This window comes from Specibacter sp. AOP5-B1-6, from assembly GCF_052376555.1.
GTDB lineage: Bacteria > Actinomycetota > Actinomycetes > Actinomycetales > Micrococcaceae > Specibacter.
Genome location: NZ_JBQSVT010000024.1, coordinates 41,288 through 62,066, shown reverse-complemented (window position 1 = coordinate 62,066; position 20,779 = coordinate 41,288). Strand labels below are relative to the sequence as shown.

The following is a 20,779-nucleotide window of genomic DNA, read 5'->3' as shown; positions in this document are numbered from 1 at the left end:
TCAGATCGGGTCCGGTAGATCGCTGTCATCGGTGAGGCACCAGTAGTCGGACTTTTCGATGGCGTCAGCATCGGGCTTGTAGAACGGTTCGCGGAGTGACAAATGCGGGCGTTCCCATACGACGCCCCGGCGAACCACTTTCGCGGGTGCCCCGACGGCAACGCAGTTATTGGGAATCTTGCCCTTCAGGATGCTGCCAAATCCCAACGAAGCGTCATTCCCAAATGACGCTCCACCCATTGCCGTGGGGTGCTTCGCAGCCCAGACATGGTTGCGTAGTGGATGGACCTATCCGGATTGGTTCCGTTCCTGCGACGACATCAAAGGTGGGATGCTAACCATCGAGTTGTTCGAGACATTGTTGCCAATCTTGACAGTGGAGTCTTGGCCGATCCGAATGAACGCTTTGAGGGGAATGACCCCTGTGTTGCTGCCAATTTCAACGGTGCCGTTGTCACAGTCAAATTGCGCGTTGAGGGCGTGCAGGGATGCTTTCTTGTGAAGGATCAGGGTGTTGTTGGAACCGCGGAAATGCACGGTGATATCTTTTTCCATCAGACCCTCGTAGAGGATTCGATTTCCGTGGTCGTCGCTGTAGTTCTCCAGCTTTTTCACTATGGCCATTGGTTCACCGCAGGTGCTTCATGGACGTCGGTAGGGGATTCGCATTGCGGGTTCATGTTCACATCTATGAGTCCGCCCGTCTCAATGACGAACCTGCGGAACCACTGCCACGGCGTGAACTGGGGTGAGGTTGACATCATGGTGACGTCTGCATTGACGCACTGTCCCATCAGCGTTCCGGCGCGTTCAATGTGGTAGCTCGAGGTAAAAACTGTGATGTTCTTCCACTGGTATTCAGCAGCGAGGCTGGCCAGGGCCACTGCCTCGCCGCGGGTGTCCATGGGGTCGGGGGAGAAGCAGACCACATCGGCGTAGACAGCCTTGTTGCTGTGGGTGTCGCAGTAGTCGTCGGCGCTGGCGTTGCCGGGGGTGTGCGTGTTGGAGATCACCAGGTACGGCGCGTCCAGATCGAAGCGGAGCATCATGGCATCCAGCAGGCGTTCCTTGCTGGCTCCGCCCAGCATCACTACCGCGTCAGCCTGCTTGGGCGCCGATGTGTGGACGTTGTAGAAGAGCTGGAAGGCGGCGATCAGCCAGCCCAGGAAGAGTGCCAGCAGGACCGCGCTTGCGATGACGACGGTTTTCTTGCGGGGTTTTCTCAAGGCAGGCATTGGCTCATTCTAACGGCGGAAGATTAATGGTCCCTCCGCCCGCGGACAGGCGTGGAGGTGACACGACGGCGGCACTGGGTGCCGCCGTCGTGGGTTGCTCGTGTCCCTTTGGGGAGGCTAGAACGTGAAGTTCAGGATGGTTGCCGTTCCTGAGTTGAGGGCGATGTCGAACTTCTGGTCGCCAGCGTTGAAGCCGGGGATCTTGCCCTGGGTTTCCAGGGGCTCGCCGCTGGATTCCATGCCGTCGATGCGGGTTTCGTCTTGGGTAGCCAGCCCCGGCCCGGACATCTGAGTCATGGTGCCCGTTGCGGCCTGGGTGGGTAGCGTCAGAGAGACGTTTACCGGCGCATCCTTTTCCGGATCATTTTGGTTGACCACCATGAGGCTCATGGTTCCATCGGCATGTTTGACGGGGTAGGCGTAGATGTTCTCGTTGCCGCCCACCTCAGACTGCAGGAAGTCTCCCGCACCGAGCTTGTTGGTCATCATGATTCCGTAATATTGCGGGCGCATGGTCAGTACGCCGTTCGGCTTGCCGTGCGCACCGCTGTCACACAACGGCGAACCCGGCGCGCCGCCCTTGCACGCCTCCAGGCCGCCGTGGAAGTTCAGTTGAGTGACACCCTCTGTTGCGGAACGCAAGGCGAAGTTAAGCGTCCACATGGCGGAGGCATGAGTCTTGAGGATCGGGTTGGGACCAAAGCATGTGGAGATGTTTGTTTCAGAGTTCCATGTTGGAATTCCATGCCCGCCTGTGGCCGTGGCTTCAACGGCAGCAGCAGCGTACTCTGCGCTGTAGTCGCTGAGTCGGCGAGAGATCGCATTGGCGATGGTCTGGTCCTCGTCAGATCCCTCAGGGGCGTCACAGAAGGAGAGGGGGTAGTTGTGGAACGTCATTGCACCTTGGTTCGGCAGATTCAAGGCGGAGTAACCCTTCCACCAGACTTCGCTGTAGGCCTGAGGACCAACAACCTTGACTCCCGGAGCCGCGGCGTTAATTGCGTCAGCATAGGCTGTTGCTTCCTTGGCCCAGTCGTCAAATGTGTAGTCCGCGGGTCGCAGGGCAAGGTACTTGTACTCGACGCGGTTGTAGCCGTTGGGCTCATTTCCGAGGCTGATGCCCACCATGCGGTCACCGAGGATTTTATGTGCCCATTTGGCGAAGTCGGCTGCGCGGGCGGGGTCATAGTGACCCATGTCCACCGCCATCAAGACGCGTGCGTTGCCTTGATCCAATAGGTTCTTGAGATTTGTCAGAACCTCGGGGGTGATCTTTATGACCTTGCGCTTGTCACTCGCGTACGCCGGCACAACTTCCCAGTCCGGGATGGGCTCATCCGTGGACGTCCAGAAGAAGCGGCGGTCCACGGCCTGGGCGCCAAACCTGATGACCGGGTTGCCCGACATTGCAAGAATCTCGGCAAGGTTGGATTTATCCGGGTCCATGTGCATGTCAACAAGGTGGTCAGTGTCCAGAGATAACCCCGCCAGGCCCTCGGGCATGACCTTGCCTGTTTTCTCAGTGCCGACAACGATGTTGGTTGCTTCGATCGGTTCTGTTGCAGAGGCTGGGACCTCAGGCTGTACGTAGTCCTGGCGTTCGAAGGTCGGGAAGGTCTCCGGCGTTGCCGGTGTGGTGATGACGATGGGGGCCTGTGTGGGTGTTTTTTCTGCACCGCCGGCGAAGTTGTTCAGCAGCGGCATGCCGGCGAACACCAGCGACACGGCAGCCACGGCAACGACCACGGTGGCAACGCCGCCAGCGATCAGGCGCCTGGTGTGAAGCAGTCCCTGGGGTGCGCGCTTCAGGCGCCGGGCCTGGCCCTGTCCGGTGGGCCTGTTCCGCCGTGTGGGCATGGGCTGGCTGGGGGGAGTGGGCTCTTCGGGCGACGCGGGGGTGCTGCGGGGCGGTGTCATTAGGCTCCAGGAATGCAGGGGACAGGGTTGGACCACCCATACTTGGGTCGCTCCTCAGTCTACCGGGGCCGGAAAGCTGGCACGAACCGGCGCGTGGCGCGGCGTTAGAGTCCCGTGCGTTCGGGGCCTTCCATCCAATCGGCCAGCAAGTCATTGTGCTGGCCCAAGGTGGGAGCGGGGGAGGGTGCCACGGATCCGGTCAGGCGCAGTGGCGAGGCCAGGGTTTTGAAGCCGTCGGATTCCGTGGCCACGTTGCCCCGGTACTCGGCATGCTCGCTGGTGAGGGCTTCGTTGACGGTGTGGACCTTGGCCACCGGCACGTGGTGGGCGGTGAGCAGCTCGATGGCCTCATCATCGCTAAAGGGGCGCAGTGCCTCCTCCAGTGCGGCGCGGAATTCGACCGGGAATTCGTTGCGTCGGGTTTGTTCCTTGAACCGTTCATCCTCAAGCCATTCGGAGCGGTTCAAGGCTTCGGTGAGGCGCGGGAACAGTCGGTCCCCGGCAATGGCGATCGCGATGGAACCGCGCCCGGTCAGGTAGGTGCTGAAGGGTGTGGACATGGCGTGGTCGTTGCCGCAGGCCACGGGCTCCTCGCCGTGGAGGGCGCGCATGCCCACGGATTCAAGCACGGAGACGAGGCTGTCCAGCATGGCGACGTCGATGTGCTGGCCCCTGCCTGTGTGGTGGCGTTCATTGATGGCGGCCAATGCCGCGATGGCACCGTACAGGCCGGGGATGACATCGCCGATGCTGATGCCGACCCGGGTTGCCTGCCCGTCCGGCCAGCCCGTGATGGACATCAGCCCGCTCATGGCCTGCGCGATCAAGTCGTAGGCCGGGGCCTTTTGCAGCGGTCCGTCCTGGCCGAACCCCGAGATGCTGACAATGACGAGCCGCGGGTTCACCTGCATGAGGGTCTCGGCGGACAGGCCCAGGCGGTCCATGACGCCGGGGCGGAAGTTCTCAATGACGACGTCGGACCGCCGGACCATGGCGAGCAGCTGCTCACGCACTTTGACATCCTTGAGGTCCATGGTGACGCCGTACTTGCTGCGGTTGAACAGCCGGTAGTACGCGGATTCCCCGTTGTACCAGGGGCCGAAGTGACGGGAGTCGTCGCCGTCGGGGCTTTCAACCTTGATGACCTCCGCGCCCAGGTCCGCCAGGATCATGGCACAGAACGGGCCCGCCAGCACCCGGGACAGGTCAAGGACGCGCAGTCCCTCAAGGGATCCCGGGCGGTTCAGGGCGGCGGTGCCGGCTGCGGCGGCGGGGAGGGGAGCGGGGGGTCATGGCGGATGCGATCCTTCGAAAGTGGCGGCCCGGCAGTCCCGGGAGGCGTTATGTCCATCACAGCATTGAATGCCGCCGCAGTGATGTGAAAGCTGATCAATTAGTCTGTGATCACAGACGGCATGCGGCTATCATGGGGGCATGGTTTCGCAGAATTTGCCGCAGGTTCCGGCCGCCAAGAATGTACTGTCAGTGCTCCGCTACGTTGCTGCCCAGGCGGGGCCGGTGGGGGCTGCCGCCATTGCCCGGGACGTGGACCTGCCCCGCTCCACCACCTACCACCTGCTGGCGGCGCTGGTTGACGACGGCTTTGTGGTGCACCTGCCCGAAGAGCGCAAGTATGCCCTCGGTGTCACGGCGCATGAGCTGGGCACGGGCTACAGCCGCCAGGCGCCGCTGCATCGGCTGGCCCGTTTCCCCATTGCGCAGTTGGTTGAGCGCACCAAGCGCACGGCGCACCTTGCCGTGATGCACGGGCGCGAGGTCATTTACATCATTGAGGAGCGCGCCAGGCGGCAAAGCGCGCTCGTCACGAATCCCGGCGTCAGGCTGCCCGCCCACCTGACAGCCAGTGGCCGTGCCATGCTGGCCTCCATGACGCCGGAGCAGCTGGCCGCCCTGTACCCGGGCCCGGAGGCGTTCCCGACGAGGTACGAGACGGGCGTGCATTCGGTGCCCGCGCTGAATGAGCTGCTGGAACGAATTCGGGAGCGGGGCTTCTCCTGGGAGCAGGATGAGGTCACTGACGGCTTCTCCAGCCTGGCCGTGCCGGTACTGGACCGGAGCGGGCTGGCCGTGGCCAGCGTGACGCTGACAGTGGCCAACCGGCCGGCGCTGAGCCCGGCCGCTGCCGCGCGCAATGCCGCCGATGGCGTCGTCCAGGAACGCACCGTCCATCTGGAGGAGCTGGCCACCCAGTGGCTGCCCGAAGTGACTCGGTGCGCCACCGAGATTTCCCGCCGGCTGCGTCCCAGCGGCTGACGCTGCTGCGCCTCCGGTGCCCGCTGCCGCGGTCAAAGCATCTCGTATCTGAGAATCGTGGCCGTCTCGGGTCGATGGCCGGACAAGCGCGTTCCCGGTGCGTATCGTGGCGGTAAAGCCGCGGCACTGCGCTGCAGCACCGCCCGCGCCACCCGAAGGAAGCCCGACATGACAGCCCTCCCGGCCGACCCCGTCCCCGCAGTCCTCGAGGCCCTGACGGCCGCGCTCGGGGCCAAAGTGTCCACCGACGACGCCGTCCGCTCGGCCAGGGCGCACGACAGCTCGCACCTGCCCTGGGAGCTGCCCCTCGCCGTCGTCCATTGCACCAGCACCGACGACGTGTCCGCCGCCCTGTCCATCTGCTCGCGCCACGGGGTGCCGGCCGTGCCGATCGCCGCAGGCACCGGGCTGGAGGGCGGGGCCAACAGCACGGCCGGCTCCATCTGCCTGGACCTGTCCGGGATGGATAAGATCCTGTGCATTGGCGTCGGCGACCTTGACGCCACGGTTCAGGCCGGCGTCATGAAGAGCTCCCTCAATGCAGCGCTGGCCGGGCACGGACTCAGGTTCCCTGTGGGCCCGGGCGTGGATGCCAGCGTTGGCGGTATGGCGTCCACGGGTGCCAGCGGCACGACTGCCGTCCGGTTCGGGACCATGAAGGAAAACGTTCTGGGCCTGACGGTGGTCCTGGCGGACGGAACCGTCATCAAGACCGGGGGGCGCTCGCGGAAGTCGGCGGCCGGCTACGACCTGACGCATTTGTTTGTGGGTGCCGAGGGGACGCTCGGCATCCTGACGGAGGTCACTCTGCGCGTTTACGGCATCCCCGAGGCGGCCGGCGTGGCCATTTGTTCCTTCCCCGCACTGGAGAACTGCACGGCCGTGGTGTTGGCAGCGCTTGAATCCGGGGTGCCCATGTCCCGGGTGGAACTGCTCGACGACGTCACGGTCGACGCCGTCAACCGCTACAGCGGGCTGCGGCTTCCCGTCATGCCAACCCTGATCTTTGAGTTCGAGGGTTCCGCGGCGAACATCGCCGACCAGGCCGCCACGGTGCGCGGACTGGTGGAGCGGCACGGCGGGACCGGCTGGGACTACGCGGACGAACCTGGCCACATGGACCGGATCTGGCGGGCCCGGCACGACGTGCTGCCGTCGTACGCGGCCCTGGTGCCCGGCTCCAGCACCTGGTCCACGGATGTGTGCGTGCCGATTTCAAGACTGGCCGAATGCATCACCCTGACGAAGGCCGACACCGACAGCCATGGGGTGCTGGCGCCTATCGTCGGGCATGTTGGCGACGGCAACTTCCACCTGGCCTTTGTGCTGCCGCCGGGGGACGTCGGGGCGCTGGCTGCGGCCGGGGAGATCAACGACAGGCTGGTGGCGCGGGCGTTGTCGATGGGCGGGACATCGACGGGGGAGCACGGCATCGGCCTGGGCAAGACGGCGTCGCTGGTGAAGGAACATGCCTCCGCCATTCCCGTCATGGCCGCCATCAAGAACGCGTTGGATCCCCGGGGCATCCTGAACCCGGGCAAGGTGCTGGCCGGGTAGGGGCGGGGCCGGGTCCTGGCGCGTCAGTGCTCTCCGCTGGCTTGCCTGATGCTGCCGGTGACCTTCTTAACCTGACCTCGAAGAGGTTCGTATCGGTCAAGGATGGCGGCTTGGTAGCGGCGTCCGCGGGAGTGAAGTGCCATGACATACATCGTCCGGTGGATCTTGGCCGTTTCCAAGAGCTCAGCCTGGCTGGGCGTGCGGATGGTGTTGGCGACCGTGTTGTGAACTTGCCAAAGGGCCGTGCCCAACTGGGTGGCGAGCTTGTTGCCTGCATGCCCAAGAAGCTGCTCATGGAAACGCTTCTCTGCTGCCTCCACCCCGGCCGCGTTGTTGGCTGCTGCATGCAGGTCCATGTCGGCCAGCGTTTCCTCGATGGCAGGGTCAGCTTTTTGCGCCAATCCGGCCATGACATGGTCGGTCAAGGCGATGTCAAAGGCTTCCCTAAGGTCGATCAGATCGTCAATGACCTCAAGATCTCCTTGGCTGCTGAGCAGGCCTTTGAAGATCAGGCTTTCAATGGTGCCCGCAAAGGACATTTGGCCCACAAAAGTCCCATGCCCGTGGCGGATCTCGATAATATCCAATGCTGCCAAAGTGCGGAGAGCTTCTCGGACGCTTGAGCGGCTGGCGCTGAGGATCTCCGCCAGGTCAGTCTCGCTGGGCAGGGGATCGCCGGAAAGCATGCGTTTGTCAAGGATGTACCGCTTGAGGCGGTCGGTCAGTGACTCGCGATCTCCTGTAGAGGCGGCCCAGCCACCAGCATCTGGATGAGTGCTCATGTGTGTCTTTTCTAAGAACGAACGCAATCACCACATGGTGAAGCGCTTCTTACCTTACAACCAACCCGCCACTGTCTGACATCTAGATTCAAGTCCTCGGACGTACGATGTCCAGTATTCGTTGATTCGGTCGCTGGAATCCGGGCTTTTCAAATATCGGTTTGACACAAATCACATTAATCATCAAAGATAGGTCCTACATCGTTGAGCTATCGACGAGAGTCACCTCAGACAACCTGTTCCTCTATCCGAAGGAAAAGTATGCGCGACAACAACGAACTCCGTGGACTTGACCGCCGTGCCTTCTTGAAATACACCGGCGTTGTGGGCGCAGCCGCAGCACTTACGGCTGGATTGGCTGCCTGTGGCGGTCCCAAATCCAGTGGCTCCGTCGCAGGCGGTCCGGCCGCCCTTGACCACATTGACGTGGCCATTGGCTATAACAACAACAGCAGCTGGGATCCGCTGAACACCGGTTCTGCTTTCGCCATGGCTGCCCACAACCACATCTACGAAGGCTTGTGGGACGCGGAAGCCGTCACCCGGGCTCCGTACGCTGCACTCGCAGCAGAATTGCCGGCTGATCCGAAGTTGGCAGAGTGGACTGTCAAGCTTCGCTCCGGGGCTACCTTTCACGACGGCAAGCCGGTGACGGCAGACGACGTCGTATATTCCTTCGCTCGTGTGCTGGACGCTGACAACAAGGTCCTCACAAATGCTTTCTTTACGTCCTGGCTTGACGGAGTCACGAAGGTGGACGAATCCACCGTCAAGATCGCCATGAAGTTCCCTTTCAGCGCTGCCGTCCAACGCTTCTCGATCGTGAAGATCCTGCCCAAGCACGTGTTCGAGACGCATGACGCGGACTTCTTCAAGCAGGGCAAGAACGCTGTCGGCTCCGGACCCTTCAAGGTCAAAGCCCACCAAGACACGTCCTTCACTTCATTTGAAAAGCATGAGGGTTATAACGGCCCGCTGAAACCCAGCTTCGCCTCGATGCAGTGGAACGTTTCCGTTGACGCGTCTGCCCGGGTTGGCCTGCTGACTTCCGGTGTCTCCGGCGTGCAGATCTCGGACAACATTCCACAGGACAACATTGACCAGCTCAAGGGCAAGGGGCTCAGTGTTGAGGGCGTCGACAGCATGAATTTGCTCGGATTGGCGTTCAATACGAGCAAGGCTCCGTTCAATGACAAGCGGGTCCGTCAGGCCTTGCGCATGGCCATCGACGCCAAAAAGCTCATTGACGTGTCCATCGCGGGGAAAGGCACACCCGCCACGTCGTACCTGCACACCAGCAGCCCCGAATACAACAAGGCCGCCACCCAATACGACTACAACCCGGAAAAGGCCAAGGAATTGTTGGCGGAGGCCGGCGTGAGCGGGCTGTCTGTGACCCTGCTCTCGACAAACATCTCCTGGTCCAAGGTGGCCGTCAATACCATCAAGGAGGGTTGGGAAGCGGTGGGCGTATCCACCACCTTGGACATCCAGGAAGCCGCCGCCTTCAACTCCAAGGTGGCTGCTGGCGATCCCGTCGATGCACTGACCTTCTCCGGAAACCCAAATCAGTTCGGTGCAGACGCCGACCTCAACATCCGCTGGTTCTACTCCAACTCCAACACTTTCCTCCCCTGGAACAAATGGGACCAATCAGCTGAATTCAAGTCCCTGGAAGCTCAGCTCGACGCTGCCATCGAAGCTGAAAGTCCGGAAGAGCACAAGGCTCTGACCAATGCCGCCCTGGACACCATTGCCGACGAAGCCGTGATCTACCCGATCATGCACATGCAACTGTTCACCGCTTGGGACCCGAAAAAACTTGCAGAAGTGCAGGCGTTGGACATCCCAGGCGTGAACCTACTCAAAACCTCTCGAACGGCGTAATTGCTCGCGCCACCGTCCATCCGCCGGGGCCTCGTAGGACAGGCCCCGGCATGCGACCCCATTCTTTTCTTTTTGTAAGGAGCCCGTAGTGGTAATGGCTTTACGACTGCTCGGACAACGTGTCATCTCGCTGGTGCCGCTAGTTCTGGGCATTATTCTGTTCGTCTTCACCGTCATGCAGTTTTCAAAAACCGACCCGGCTGTGGCGGTTTTTGCCGATGCTCCAGTCTCCGCCGACCAGCTGGACCAATTCCGCGAGGAAAACGGACTCAACAAACCGTTCCTGGTCAAATACTTCATCTTCGTGGGCATGGTCGTGCAAGGACAGCTGGGAAAGAGCCTGGCCACCGGCGAGAACGTAGTGGACATGATTGCCACGGCCTTGCCGCTGACACTCCAGCTGACCTTCCTCGGTCTGTTCATTGCTTTGACGGTGGCCTTTGTCCTGGGCACGGTCTCTGCCATCTACAGGGACAGATGGGTGGATCAGCTCATTCGTTTCATCACCCTGCTCGGCGTCGCAGCCCCCTCCTTCTGGATCGCGCTGCTGCTGGTGCAGTGGTTGGCCATCGAGAACCCAATCTTTCCTTCAGGCCGCTACATCAATCCCGGGGACTCCGTGTCCGGATGGCTGCAGAGCATGACGCTTCCGGCACTGGCGCTGGCGTTTCCCATCGCCGCCCAGATGACCCGCATCATCCGCACCTCAATGGTGGAGGAACTCGATCGGGACTACGTGCGCACCGCCCGCGGCGGCGGATTGCACCCTGTCGTCGTTGTAGGACGCAACGTCCTGCGCAACGCCCTGATCAATCCACTCAACGTCCTGGGTCTTCGGGTGGGGTATCTGATGGGAGGCGCCGTCGTTATTGAACAGATGTTCAACTTGCCGGGCATGGGTCAGATCATGATCGAAGGCGTGAAGAACAACGAGCCGGCCATCGTCCAAGGCGCCGTCCTTACCATCGCCATGGGCTTCGTGATCATCAACTTGATCGTCGACATTTTGTCCATGATCGCCAACCCCAAGCTGAGGAGCCACACAGCATGAGGAAACAACTGACAAAACGTCTCTCGCGGCCGGGCATGAAACTTGGCAGGTTGACGGTCTCCGGCTGGATCGCCGTCGTCTTGCTTGCGCTGGTCATTATGGGTGCAATTTTCGGCCCAATGCTCATTACCGCCGATCCCAACCTGCAGACCATCGCCAGTAACAAGGCACCCAGTTGGGAACACCCGTTGGGCCTCGATGGCCAGGGACGCGACCTGATGGCACGGTTGGCAGTGGGGGCCCGATGGTCCCTGGCCATCGGGTTGGGGGCAACACTTCTGGCCTTGGTGGCCGGAGCAGTAATAGGCTCCATCGCCGCCACCAGCCGCAAGGCAGTGGACGAGGTCATCATGCGTGTCCTGGACATTGTCATGGCATTCCCCGGCATTGCGCTTGCCGCCGTCTTGGTGGCGGTCTTCGGCCGCGACCTTCCCGTGCTGGTTGCTGCCATCGGGTTCCTGTACACGCCCATGGTGGCCCGGATTGTCCGCGCCAACGTCCTTGACCAGTACGGCGAGGACTACGTGGCAGCTGAAAAAATCATTGGCGCCAAAAGATTCTTCATCATCACCCGCCATGTTGCAGTCAATTGCGCGGCTCCGATCCTGGTGTTCTGTACCGTCTTGGTGGCCGATGCCATCGTCTTTGAAGCGTCGCTGTCCTTCATCGGCGCCGGCGTCCAGCAGCCCTACGCCTCGTGGGGCAGCGTCATCGCCGAAGGCAAGGAATTGCTCATGCTCGGCGGCTGGTGGGCCACTACGTTCCCCGGCCTGCTGATCTTCGTGACCGTCGTGTCGCTGAACGTTCTCTCAGAAGGCATCTCCGATGCGCTCGCAGCTCCGACAGCGAAGGCCGCAAAGGCGGCAACGACGGCGCTGCAGTCCGAGCAGTCCGAGGTGGAAGAAGTTCGAGCCGCCCCGGTCACTGTTGAACTGCCCGGCCTGGAACTGGCTGCCGCGCGCATCAAGGCCCGGTTGAAGGACTTTTCGGCACTACAGCCTGTTCTGCAAGTGCAGGATCTGACCATTTCCTTTCCGGAGCGGCACAACGGTGTCAATGTTGTAAACGGCATCAGTTTCGACGTTCGCCCCGGAGAAGTGCTGGGCCTGATCGGCGAATCCGGTTGCGGCAAGTCCCTGACGTCGCTGGCCATTATGGGCCTTGAACCACGCGGTGCCGTCATTGGTGGATCCATTCTTTTCCAAGGCCAGAATCTGCTGACGATGTCGGCCTCGAAGCGGCGGGCCCAAATGGGCCACGGAATCTCGATGATTTACCAGGACGCCCTCTCCTCGCTTAACCCTGCCATGACCATCCGAGCCCAGCTCAACCAGTTTGTTCGCCGCGGCGGCAAGCGAAGCTGTGAAGAACTGCTGGAACTGGTCAATCTCGACCCGCACCGGACGCTGAAGGCCTTCCCGCACGAACTTTCAGGTGGCCAACGCCAACGCGTCCTCATCGCCATGGCCCTGTCACGCGAACCAAAACTGATTGTTGCCGATGAACCCACCACGGCATTGGATGTCACCGTTCAGGCCCAGGTCATGAAGTTGCTCCTTCGGCTGAAGGACGAACTCGGTTTTGCCCTGGTGCTGGTCTCTCACGACCTGGCACTGGTGTCCGGCATCGCCGACAAAGTGGTGGTCATGTATGGCGGACAGGTGGCCGAAGCCGGGCCCATCGATGCGGTCGTTGGTCAACCGGCCCACCATTACACCCGCGGGCTGCTCTCTGCGGTGCTATCGCTGGAAGCAGGTGAAGAAAACCTGACGCAAATCAAGGGCGTAGTTCCCTCCCCGGCACACTTCCCCAGCGGGTGCCGATTCGCCGATCGCTGCCCCATGGCAACAGCTGTGTGCAGAACCGTTGAACCTCCTGTCAGCCAGACACCGGAAGACCACTTGGTGGCCTGCCACCATCCAGCAATCGAATTATCTGATTCACCGAAAATGGAGGCCCTGGTATGAGCGCGGCACAAACCGGCGCAGTCTTAATGGACACCCCGATGAAGGGACAACGTCCTGTTCTGGAACTGAAGAATGTCCATGTCAGGCACGCCATTAAAGGTCAAAGTCTGTTGGGCAAGGAAACCGTCTACGCCCTGACAGGGGCGAATCTCAGTGTTTCCGCAGGCGAGACTGTTGGCATCGTTGGTGAGTCCGGCTGCGGCAAATCGACCATGGCCAAGACCATTGTTGGGCTGCAGAAGCCGTCCGAAGGAGAGATCTTTTTCAACGGATCGTCTTTGTGGGAGATGTCTGCAGCGAACCGCCGTACAGAATTCGGCCGCAATGTTGGCATGATTTTTCAGGACCCTTCCACCGCGCTAAACCGGCGCATGCCCATTCGGAGGATCCTGCGGGATCCCCTGGACGTCCATGGCATTGGCGACGGCGGCTCGCGAGTCCGCCGTGTGCGTGAACTCATGGAATTGGTGGGCCTGCCGGAAAGTGCCGCCGACGCCCTGCCAACCCAGCTGTCCGGTGGCCAGCGTCAGCGCGTGGCCATCGGCCGGGCACTGGCCCTGGGACCATCGTTGCTGGTGGCAGATGAACCCACCTCGGCCCTGGATGTGTCTGTCCGGGCACAGATTCTCAATCTCCTCCTGCAATTGCAGAAGGAGATGAATCTGGCCATGATCTTTATTTCACATGATATTCAGACGGTGCGGCGTATGAGCGACCGCATCGCCACCATGTACCTCGGAAGGATTGTGGAACAGGTACCCTCGGCGCTGACACCTGGGGGAGTGGCCCACCCGTACACGACAGCGCTGCTTTCAGCTACGCCCAGCATTCTGGACGAAATCAATCCGATCAGCCTGGACGGGCCCGTTCCCTCTGCCGTGCGCCCGCCGTCGGGCTGCCCCTTCCGCACCAGGTGCTGGAAGGCGACCGCCGAGTGCGCCGAAGAGATGCCGCCCCTGCGTGTCCTGAGCCAGGATCCCTTACACACATTGCGGTGCTTCCACCCGATGGATAGTGAGGGTGCCTCCGGGGCGCCCCTGTCCAACTAGTTACCACCCCTTCTTCTCACTTCCCGACTCTTCCAAAGAGGTTTACCATGAGTTTCACCCCCATCCGTGTTGCTGTGCTTGGCTCCGGATTCTTCGGCAACACATTGGCCATGGCGTGCAAGGAAAACGACGCCTTCGACGTCGTCGCCATCTGTGATCTGGACGGTGACTCGGCGCAGGAATTGGCCGCCCGCGCAGGAGCCCGCGCCGTCATCGACCCCGCAGAGCTGGCCAGCGCCGAGGACATTGACCTGGTCATGATTGCCACACCCAATCACACCCACGCGAGTGCCTCCATTGCGTTCCTGCAAGCTGGCAAGAGCGTCTTTGTGGAAAAGCCGCTGGCCATCACAGCCGAAGATGCGGTGGCCGTCACGGCCGCCGCCGCCCTCAGCGACGGCCACCTTCTGGTGGGGCACGTGGAGCGCACCATGCCCGGCATCAAGCGCCTCTTTCTTGAGGCGCGCTCAGGAAAGCTTGGCACGTTGTTGGAAGGGTACGGCAGCCGTTCGCGGCTGGTTCACGTCCCGGAAGGTTCGGAAGACTGGTGGAAGCTCGACCATACCCGCAGCGGAGGTGAATTGCTCCATGAAATTCACGAACTTGACCTGCTGACGTGGGTCTTTGGTGAGCCTGTTGAGATCCGCACCCTCGCCGGCGCGCCCCGCCCAGCGGGTGCACGCATCGAGGACAGTGTGCACAAGACCACGCTAAAGTTTGCCTCTGGGGCCGTGGGCTATCACGAACTCTCCACTTCCGCACATGTCCCGGACTGGAAGTTCCGGGTCTCCGGCACCGAGGCTGCCCTCGAAGCCGACTTTAGGACTGGTTGGGTCACCCGCTATGTCGACGCAGTGGCGACCGAACAATGGGGCATCTTTGATTCCGGTCGTGCCAACGATTCGCTGCGTGCCTCCGCCGAAAAGAAGCAGGCCTACAACGCCGCCGGCGCCACCGGCCCGTATTGGATGCAGGCGGCTGTGGTGTGCGAGTTGGAGGAAGTCATTGCCGCCATGCGCGGGCAGGACAGTGTGTTGATCGACTCCCCGGCCACCGCCGTCATCGCAGGGGTCGAAGCCATGGTGCAGGCCCAAACCCTCCGGGCACAGGCCAACGTTGGATCTGCGGCTTCCACTGACGTGTTGGTCGGTGCCTAGCCGTGAGCAGCAAGGTAGCCATCATTGGCAGTGGCAACATCGCCCGCGACCACCTCGCGGCGCTGCGCTCCATCCCGACTGTGGAAGTGGCCTACGTGTACGGATCCAATCTGGAACGGGCAGCGTCCTTGGCTGCGTTGTACCCAGGGGCCATCGCCACCACTGACATTGAGAAGATTCTCAAGGACCCTGCCATCACGGCCGTGGACATCACCAACGCCACACCAGACCACGCACGCTTTACGATCGCCGCTGGGCAGGCAGGGAAACATGTTCACGTGGAAAAGCCTGCAGCCCTGAACCTGCCCGACCTGGATGCGATGATCGCCGCCACGGAGGGGCGCGACCTGAGCCTGATGGTTGGTCAGACCGTACGCTTTCAACCCTCCATCGCCACCATCGCAGCTTCCTTGCAAGCAGGTGACATTGGGACTCCCCGGCTCACTCACGTCAGCTGGTACACCGGCTATGTCTGGCCCGGAGGGTGGCGCGGATGGCAATTGGACGCTGCCAAGTCCGGAGGGCATCCGGTCCACAACGGCAGCCATTGCATCGACCTGGCCATCTGGCTGCTGCAACGCACCCCGGTCCGGGTTTTCGCCCGATCCTTTCCCAGCTATGCGGCGCAGATGCCTGTGCATGACAGCTTCCAATTGACCGTGAAATTCGACGACGGGTCACTGGCCCTGCTGGAGATCTCTTATTCGCTACGCAAGCAGGCGGACATGTTGCGCCGCATAGTGCTGGCCGGCTCGGAGGGCACCTTGGCGCACACAACCGAGGACGACCCGGGACTGACCAGCGACGGCGCCAGGCCGGCACCCAGTTCCGTCGAAGGTGCCATGACGGCCCAGCTGAGCCACTGGGTCGACTTGATTCAAGGCCGCGCTGAACCGATTGTGAAGACCGCAGAAGTCCGGGCCACCCTGGCCACCGGGCTGGTTGCCCAGCAATCCTTGGATACCGGGCGGGCCATTGAACTCTCTCTTCCTTCCATCCATGCGAAAGGGGCCATGCTGTGAACGCAGAATCCGCCGCCCGCAAACCAAAACTCCGGATCGGATTCCTCTCCGGGATCCGCCACGCGGTGCCGTATGCCGAAATCCTGGCTGAGCTTGCCGATGTCGAACTGGTGGGTGTAGCCGAAGACGGCGCATCGCCCGCATGGATGCGGGAGGACAGTGCCAAGGCTGCTGCGGCCGTGGGGATCACCTACTTCGATTCCCTTGAGCCCCTGCTTGACGCGAACGCTGTGGACGCCGTCATCGTGTGCAGTGAACCCACACGCCACGCGGCGCTGGCCGCCCGGGCCTTGGCTGCGGGACTGCATGTTCTGGTTGACAAGCCCATTGGCGCCAACCGGGCTGACATTGACCAGCTGGGCCAGGCTGAGGCGGTGGCAGTTGGCACCCTCAGCGTGATTAACCGGCTGGAATCTCCTGCTGTGCAACGTCTGCGGCGCTGGGTCGATGCCGGCACCATGGGGCTTCCCATACACGTGGATGTCGAATGGTTTGCCAGCGGCGCACATTTTGCTACGTCGGTGGAACGACCTGAACTGGTAGTCGATCCGGCGTTGTCTGGGGGAGGTGAACTGCTGAATTTCCTGCTGTACCCCGTGGACTACATCCGTTTCCTGACGGGACTGGAGGTGGTGGAGGTTCACTGCGAGGCGTCCACTTTGTTTAGTCAGCTGCACGGTGACAACGGTGTGGAGGATTGCGCCATCGTCTCTCTGCTCTTGGAGAATGCCGTCACGGCCACCGTCACTGTGGGGCGGGTGCCGGCAGCCCCGGGGCTGGGGCCGGTCTCTTCGACCATCAGGATCCTCGGCTCGCACGGCAATGCCAGCTCCGACGACGACAAGCCCCAAGTGAGCCGGTACGACACCTCTGGCGGCATCTCGGCATTGCCCGTTGGAGGTCCCAGCTCGGTGGCCATTCTGCGCATCATGCTGACGCAATATGTGCAGGACCTGTTGTCAGGACGCACCCCGAGCTACGGCTTCAAGGACGCTGCTGCGAGCTTTGCCGTCATTGAAGCAGCCTATGCCTCAGTGAAACAAGGACAACCTGTCAGGGTTTCCGCCGCGCACTAGCGCATTTCCATATCCCCATGCTGCTCTACATTGATGTGAAAGGTACACCATGACTGAAACCCGCTACGGATTGGTCGGCGCCGGCTACTTTGGTCTGGCTCTTGGCCGGGCGCTGGCCAAACTCCCGGAGTCTCGCATTAGCGCTGTCTTTGACCCTGAGCACGCCACCCGGGCAGCGGACATCCTCGGTGCCACGGTTTGCGGCTCAATCGAGGAGCTGTGCTCCAGGGATGACGTGGATGCTGTGGTGGTCGCTTCCCCGAATTGGGCGCACGCCGAAGCCGTGTTGATCGCCGCCCGGCACGGGAAGGCTGTCTTTTGCGAAAAGCCCATCGCCCTCAAATATGACGACTGTTTGCGCATGATCGAGGCAACCCGCCAGGCGGGTGTGCTTTTCATGGCGGGGCATGCGATGAACTTCATGAGCGGGGTGCGCCGGGTGAAATCCATGATTGCAGATGACACCATCGGGGATGTTGTGTTTTGCCGCGCGGTCCGCAACAACTGGGAGGAACCCCAGCCTGAAGTGACTTGGAAAAAGCGCCGCGAACTCTCCGGAGGGCACCTGTATCACCACATCCATGAACTTGATTTCGTCCAGTTCATCATGGGCCCGGCTGTGGAGGCCACCATGGCCGGAGGCAATGTGGCACACCAAGGACCGGGCTTCGGTGACGAGGACGATCTGCTGTTGATGACCTTGGAATTTGGCAACAATACCTTTGCCGCCCTGGAATACGGCTCGGCGTTCCGCTGGCCGGAGCACTATGTCCTGATCGAGGGAACAAAAGGCGCCATCCGCATCGACATGCAGGACACCGGCGTCACCGTGCGAACCCGCCAAGGCACCGACACGTTCCTTCTTCACCGTTCCGCAGAAGAAGACGCTGACCGCAACCGCTTTTACACCCAAGGTGCGGCCGACAGCGGGGTGCTCTTCGGCAATCCCTCGATGGAGCCCTCGCTCTGGCTGCGCGGCATGATTGAAGACGAAGTGACATACTTCCACGGGCTCATGCGCGGCGAAGCGCCGGTGGCCGAGTTTGCCAAGCTGACCGACGGGAGCGCGGCGGCGGCGTCGATAGCCACCGCCGACGCGCTCTCCCTGTCCCTGCGCGAGGGCAGGAAAGTGCGCGTATCCGAAATCACTGGATAACAATGCAGGAAGCATGTGTGGGCGGACAGGTGCAGGGAGCGGCGTGGTGCCGGCGTGCGCTGCACTGGTGCCCGGTTCCAGCACTTGCTCCGCCGATGTTTGCGTGCCGATTTCCAAACTGGCCGAATGCATCGCCCTGACGAAGGCCGACACCGACAGCCACGGGGTGCTGGCGCCGATCGTGGGGCATGTTGGCGACGGAAATTTCCACCTGGCCTTTGTGTTGCCGCCGGGGGATGCCGGGGCGTTGGCTGCGGCCGGGGAGATCAATGACAGGCTCGTGGCGCGGGCGTTGTCGATGGGCGGGACGTCAACGGGGGAGCACGGCATCGGCCTGGGCAAGACGGCGTCGCTGGTGAAGGAGCATGCCTCCGCCATTCCCGTCATGGCCGCCATCAAGAACGCGCTGGATCCCCGGGGCATACTGAACCCGGGCAAGGTGCTGGCCGGGTAGGTTTTGAGGGGCCGACCCGGCAGGTTATTGCCGGTTATGGGTTAGGTAGGGTGCGTGAGGACGTCATCTGCGGCATTTCGGCAGGATATTGCCGAAATGAAACTTTTGGTGCACTATTGGGTCAGTGACTTTGTGAATCGGCAGAATACTGCCGCTTGGAGGAATTCGTGGACAGTGTATTAACCGTAGCCGCCGGCATTCGCGCTGTCCGAAAGGAAGCAGGCCTCACGCAGGAGGACTTGGCCAACCTCGCTGAAACGTCAGAACGGACCATTCGGGCCATTGAGACAGGAACCGGGAATCCGTCACTGCGCGCCGTGGCTGCCGCGGCCCAAGTTCTTGGGCTACGGCTGTCGGTGACACGATGACACCGGAGCTGCAGCAGCTCAAGCGCATCCGCCAGGCAGATGTCTACAAGAATGGCGTTTTGGCTGGCGAGCTGTCCCGCACAGAAACAGGTGGCATCAGTTTTTCGTACTACCAGAAGGACCCCTTGAATTGGACCCCTGCGTACCGTTCGGTTCTTAGCGGAGCCCATCCGATTGCCGGCCCCATTTGCTTATATTCTGCAACAGATAACTTTATGTGTAGTAGAATGTAAGCAACGGAAGGGGTTCCTAGTGCGTTACGAAAAACTCAAGGTGGGCCCGTTCACAGTCGCGGAAGCCCAGAAAAGCGGGCTTTCATCACGAACCCTATACCGACTGCGTGATGCCGGGAAGATAGAACAGATCGGACCGGGACTGTACCGGGATATCGACTCGCCAGCTACGGACCTGGACCTGCTGGAAATCGCCTACAAGGCGCCGAGAGGTACCATTTGTCTCTCGAGCGCCTTGGCTCGGCACGACCTTATCGACATGATTCCCGGCAAGATTGACATTGCCCTCCCCCGTGGACGTAGAGGTCCTACTACGCTCGCGCCGGTCAGCTGGCACTACTTCAATTCCCCCACCTTCGATATGGAGCGCACGACCATAGAGATCCCGGGCGAAAAGCTGCCTATCGGTATTTACTCAGCCGAGCGATCGATTGTGGATGTCTTCAGGCTGCGCGGGACCGAAGGGGCTGAAATTGGCGTTGAAGCCTTGAAGAACTGGCTGAGGCGGCGCGGATCACGCCCGGCGCAGTTGATGACTATAGCCAAACAACTGCCTCGCGCCACCGGACCGATTAGAAGTGCACTGGAGTTGCTTGCATGAGTGCGGAGAAGATCTACCAACAACTCATCAGGCTTGGCCGGGAACGGCGGCGCCCTGGAGATGAAATGATCACACTCTATGGCCTGGAGCGTGTTTTGAGTCGGCTTGCACAGACTCGATTTGTCAACGACTTTTCCCTCAAGGGTGGCGTACTCCTGGCAGCTTTCAGCATGAGGCGGCCCACGCGGGACATTGACATGCAGGTTCTGGCGTTCACCTTGGACGAGGCCCGCATGAGAGAGGTGCTCCAAACCATCTGTGATGTTGAGGCCGACGATGGACTTGTCTTCATCCTTGACGACGTACGGATCGAGGAGATTCGTGATGAGGAGGAGTACAGGGGCCTGCGGGTGCATCTGCCCGCCTTGCTTCACCGTGCTCGTCTGATGATCAAGCTGGATGTCAGTACCGGGGATCCCATCTGGCCGGCTCCAAAGCCAGTCACTTTGCCAGGGATTCTCGGAGACGACGTTCATCTCACTGGCAATCCTCTGGAGACGGTCATCGCTGAAAAAGTCGTCACGATTCTGCAGCGAGGGTCCACCAGCACCCGATGGCGGGACTACATGGATATTCGTTCGATCGCCCGGGCGCATGCGTTCACATCAGGGGAACTTCGGATCGCCGCCATAGCTGTTGGGGACTTCCGTGGAGTCGAACTGGAATCCATAAGACCCTACCTTGCGGACTACGACGATGCCGCCCAGGGCAAATGGGTTGCTTGGCGCAGAAAGGGCCAGTTGGAAAGGCTTTGTCTGCCAACCCTTGGTGGGCAGCTGGCCGAGATTGTGGCCTTCATCGATCCAGTTTTGGTTGGCAATCAGACCGATGGCTCCACATGGAATCCGGATTCCTACTCCTGGGGGACCGGCCAATAGGAATTCTTGCCCACTTGCTCCGAGGGTGGGGCGGTGAAGTTCTGGAGCTCCCGGGTCAGCTCCGGAGCTGGGCGGTGGCGCCCTTCTAAGCGAAGGCTGCGCAGCTCGCAGCTAT

20 protein-coding genes are annotated in these 20,779 nt (G+C 61.4%); 14 read left to right on the top strand and 6 right to left on the bottom strand.

The genetic code is table 11. The features are described 5' to 3' along the window. The 5 genes from ACT3TS_RS13055 to ACT3TS_RS13035 all read right to left on the bottom strand — a co-directional run bounded on the left by ACT3TS_RS13055 (nt 1) and on the right by ACT3TS_RS13035 (nt 4,372). On the bottom strand, nt 1-207 hold the full coding sequence (locus tag ACT3TS_RS13055) for a hypothetical protein (protein WP_444531950.1): 207 nt from the start codon (nt 205-207) through the stop codon (nt 1-3). A gap of 81 nt (nt 208-288) precedes the next feature. Next, nucleotides 289-615 (bottom strand): hypothetical protein, encoded by a 327-nt coding sequence (locus ACT3TS_RS13050; protein WP_444531949.1) that lies wholly within the window; start codon nt 613-615, stop codon nt 289-291. Further along, on the bottom strand, nt 615-1,235 hold the full coding sequence (locus tag ACT3TS_RS13045) for a YdcF family protein (protein WP_444531948.1): 621 nt from the start codon (nt 1,233-1,235) through the stop codon (nt 615-617). Before ACT3TS_RS13045 ends, ACT3TS_RS13050 begins: the two co-directional genes overlap by 1 nt. A gap of 117 nt (nt 1,236-1,352) precedes the next feature. Then, complete coding sequence (locus tag ACT3TS_RS13040) at nt 1,353-3,152, bottom strand: hypothetical protein (RefSeq protein ID WP_444531947.1); 1,800 nt, start codon at nt 3,150-3,152, stop codon at nt 1,353-1,355. A gap of 104 nt (nt 3,153-3,256) precedes the next feature. Beyond that, the gene (locus ACT3TS_RS13035; RefSeq protein ID WP_444531957.1) at nt 3,257-4,372 is read right to left on the bottom strand and encodes a CaiB/BaiF CoA transferase family protein; all 1,116 of its coding nucleotides are present in this window, start codon (nt 4,370-4,372) and stop codon (nt 3,257-3,259) included. A 214-nt stretch (nt 4,373-4,586) separates the two neighbouring features. On the opposite strand from ACT3TS_RS13035, the gene ACT3TS_RS13030 reads away from it, so the two are divergent. Both ACT3TS_RS13030 and ACT3TS_RS13025 read left to right on the top strand, forming a co-directional pair. Beyond that, the gene (locus ACT3TS_RS13030; RefSeq protein WP_444531946.1) at nt 4,587-5,426 is read left to right on the top strand and encodes an IclR family transcriptional regulator; all 840 of its coding nucleotides are present in this window, start codon (nt 4,587-4,589) and stop codon (nt 5,424-5,426) included. 168 nt (nt 5,427-5,594) lie between these two features. Continuing rightward, entirely contained in the window at nt 5,595-6,983 is a 1,389-nt protein-coding gene (locus tag ACT3TS_RS13025) for an FAD-binding oxidoreductase (protein ID WP_444531945.1), read from the top strand. Between the two features lie 23 nt (nt 6,984-7,006). Here ACT3TS_RS13025 and ACT3TS_RS13020 read toward each other — a convergent pair whose 3' ends face one another. Continuing rightward, a complete protein-coding gene (locus ACT3TS_RS13020) occupies nt 7,007-7,765 on the bottom strand; it encodes a FadR/GntR family transcriptional regulator (RefSeq protein ID WP_444531944.1) in 759 nt (252 codons plus the stop codon). 261 nt (nt 7,766-8,026) lie between these two features. On the opposite strand from ACT3TS_RS13020, the gene ACT3TS_RS13015 reads away from it, so the two are divergent. From ACT3TS_RS13015 to ACT3TS_RS12960, 12 genes are all read left to right on the top strand, one after another. Next, nucleotides 8,027-9,652: an ABC transporter substrate-binding protein gene (locus ACT3TS_RS13015; RefSeq protein ID WP_444531943.1), complete on the top strand. Its 1,626-nt coding sequence runs from the start codon at nt 8,027-8,029 to the stop codon at nt 9,650-9,652. A gap of 94 nt (nt 9,653-9,746) precedes the next feature. Then, on the top strand, nt 9,747-10,703 hold the full coding sequence (locus ACT3TS_RS13010) for an ABC transporter permease (protein ID WP_444531942.1): 957 nt from the start codon (nt 9,747-9,749) through the stop codon (nt 10,701-10,703). Then, nucleotides 10,700-12,670 (top strand): dipeptide/oligopeptide/nickel ABC transporter permease/ATP-binding protein, encoded by a 1,971-nt coding sequence (locus ACT3TS_RS13005; RefSeq protein WP_444531941.1) that lies wholly within the window; start codon nt 10,700-10,702, stop codon nt 12,668-12,670. The genes ACT3TS_RS13010 and ACT3TS_RS13005 overlap by 4 nt, the downstream gene beginning before the upstream one ends. Next, entirely contained in the window at nt 12,667-13,719 is a 1,053-nt protein-coding gene (locus tag ACT3TS_RS13000; protein ID WP_444531940.1) for an oligopeptide/dipeptide ABC transporter ATP-binding protein, read from the top strand. The genes ACT3TS_RS13005 and ACT3TS_RS13000 overlap by 4 nt, the downstream gene beginning before the upstream one ends. 47 nt (nt 13,720-13,766) lie before the next feature. After that, nucleotides 13,767-14,876, top strand: a complete 1,110-nt coding sequence (locus ACT3TS_RS12995; RefSeq protein ID WP_444531939.1) for a Gfo/Idh/MocA family protein — start codon at nt 13,767-13,769, stop codon at nt 14,874-14,876. 2 nt (nt 14,877-14,878) lie between these two features. Next, nucleotides 14,879-15,898 carry a Gfo/Idh/MocA family protein gene (locus ACT3TS_RS12990; protein WP_444531938.1) on the top strand — a complete coding sequence of 340 codons (1,020 nt, stop codon included), beginning with the start codon at nt 14,879-14,881 and terminating at the stop codon, nt 15,896-15,898. Continuing rightward, on the top strand, nt 15,895-16,974 hold the full coding sequence (locus ACT3TS_RS12985; RefSeq protein WP_444531937.1) for a Gfo/Idh/MocA family protein: 1,080 nt from the start codon (nt 15,895-15,897) through the stop codon (nt 16,972-16,974). The genes ACT3TS_RS12990 and ACT3TS_RS12985 overlap by 4 nt, the downstream gene beginning before the upstream one ends. Nucleotides 16,975-17,023: 49 nt before the next feature. Further along, a complete protein-coding gene (locus ACT3TS_RS12980) occupies nt 17,024-18,130 on the top strand; it encodes a Gfo/Idh/MocA family protein (protein ID WP_444531936.1) in 1,107 nt (368 codons plus the stop codon). 13 nt (nt 18,131-18,143) lie between these two features. Next, on the top strand, nt 18,144-18,584 hold the full coding sequence (locus ACT3TS_RS12975; protein ID WP_444531935.1) for an FAD-binding oxidoreductase: 441 nt from the start codon (nt 18,144-18,146) through the stop codon (nt 18,582-18,584). Nucleotides 18,585-18,751: 167 nt separating this feature from the next. After that, nucleotides 18,752-18,952 carry a helix-turn-helix transcriptional regulator gene (locus tag ACT3TS_RS12970; protein WP_444531934.1) on the top strand — a complete coding sequence of 67 codons (201 nt, stop codon included), beginning with the start codon at nt 18,752-18,754 and terminating at the stop codon, nt 18,950-18,952. A gap of 252 nt (nt 18,953-19,204) precedes the next feature. Beyond that, on the top strand, nt 19,205-19,786 hold the full coding sequence (locus ACT3TS_RS12965; RefSeq protein WP_444531933.1) for a type IV toxin-antitoxin system AbiEi family antitoxin domain-containing protein: 582 nt from the start codon (nt 19,205-19,207) through the stop codon (nt 19,784-19,786). Beyond that, nucleotides 19,783-20,664, top strand: coding sequence for a nucleotidyl transferase AbiEii/AbiGii toxin family protein (locus tag ACT3TS_RS12960; protein ID WP_444531932.1), 882 nt, complete (start codon nt 19,783-19,785; stop codon nt 20,662-20,664). The genes ACT3TS_RS12965 and ACT3TS_RS12960 overlap by 4 nt, the downstream gene beginning before the upstream one ends. The last annotated feature ends 115 nt before the right edge of the window (nt 20,665-20,779 follow it).

Bases quoted from the DNA above. Each gene is read 5' to 3' on its own strand.
- ACT3TS_RS13045 (WP_444531948.1), bottom strand. From the start codon at position 1,235: ATGCCTGCCTTGAGAAAACCCCGCAAGAAAACCGTCGTCATCGCAAGC.
- ACT3TS_RS13040 (WP_444531947.1), bottom strand. From the start codon at position 3,152: ATGACACCGCCCCGCAGCACCCCCGCGTCGCCCGAAGAGCCCACTCCC.
- ACT3TS_RS13030 (WP_444531946.1), top strand. From the start codon at position 4,587: ATGGTTTCGCAGAATTTGCCGCAGGTTCCGGCCGCCAAGAATGTACTG.
- ACT3TS_RS13025 (WP_444531945.1), top strand. From the start codon at position 5,595: ATGACAGCCCTCCCGGCCGACCCCGTCCCCGCAGTCCTCGAGGCCCTG.
- ACT3TS_RS13020 (WP_444531944.1), bottom strand. From the start codon at position 7,765: ATGAGCACTCATCCAGATGCTGGTGGCTGGGCCGCCTCTACAGGAGAT.
- ACT3TS_RS13015 (WP_444531943.1), top strand. From the start codon at position 8,027: ATGCGCGACAACAACGAACTCCGTGGACTTGACCGCCGTGCCTTCTTG.
- ACT3TS_RS13010 (WP_444531942.1), top strand. From the start codon at position 9,747: ATGGCTTTACGACTGCTCGGACAACGTGTCATCTCGCTGGTGCCGCTA.
- ACT3TS_RS13005 (WP_444531941.1), top strand. From the start codon at position 10,700: ATGAGGAAACAACTGACAAAACGTCTCTCGCGGCCGGGCATGAAACTT.
- ACT3TS_RS13000 (WP_444531940.1), top strand. From the start codon at position 12,667: ATGAGCGCGGCACAAACCGGCGCAGTCTTAATGGACACCCCGATGAAG.
- ACT3TS_RS12995 (WP_444531939.1), top strand. From the start codon at position 13,767: ATGAGTTTCACCCCCATCCGTGTTGCTGTGCTTGGCTCCGGATTCTTC.
- ACT3TS_RS12980 (WP_444531936.1), top strand. From the start codon at position 17,024: ATGACTGAAACCCGCTACGGATTGGTCGGCGCCGGCTACTTTGGTCTG.
- ACT3TS_RS12975 (WP_444531935.1), top strand. From the start codon at position 18,144: ATGTGTGGGCGGACAGGTGCAGGGAGCGGCGTGGTGCCGGCGTGCGCT.
- ACT3TS_RS12960 (WP_444531932.1), top strand. From the start codon at position 19,783: ATGAGTGCGGAGAAGATCTACCAACAACTCATCAGGCTTGGCCGGGAA.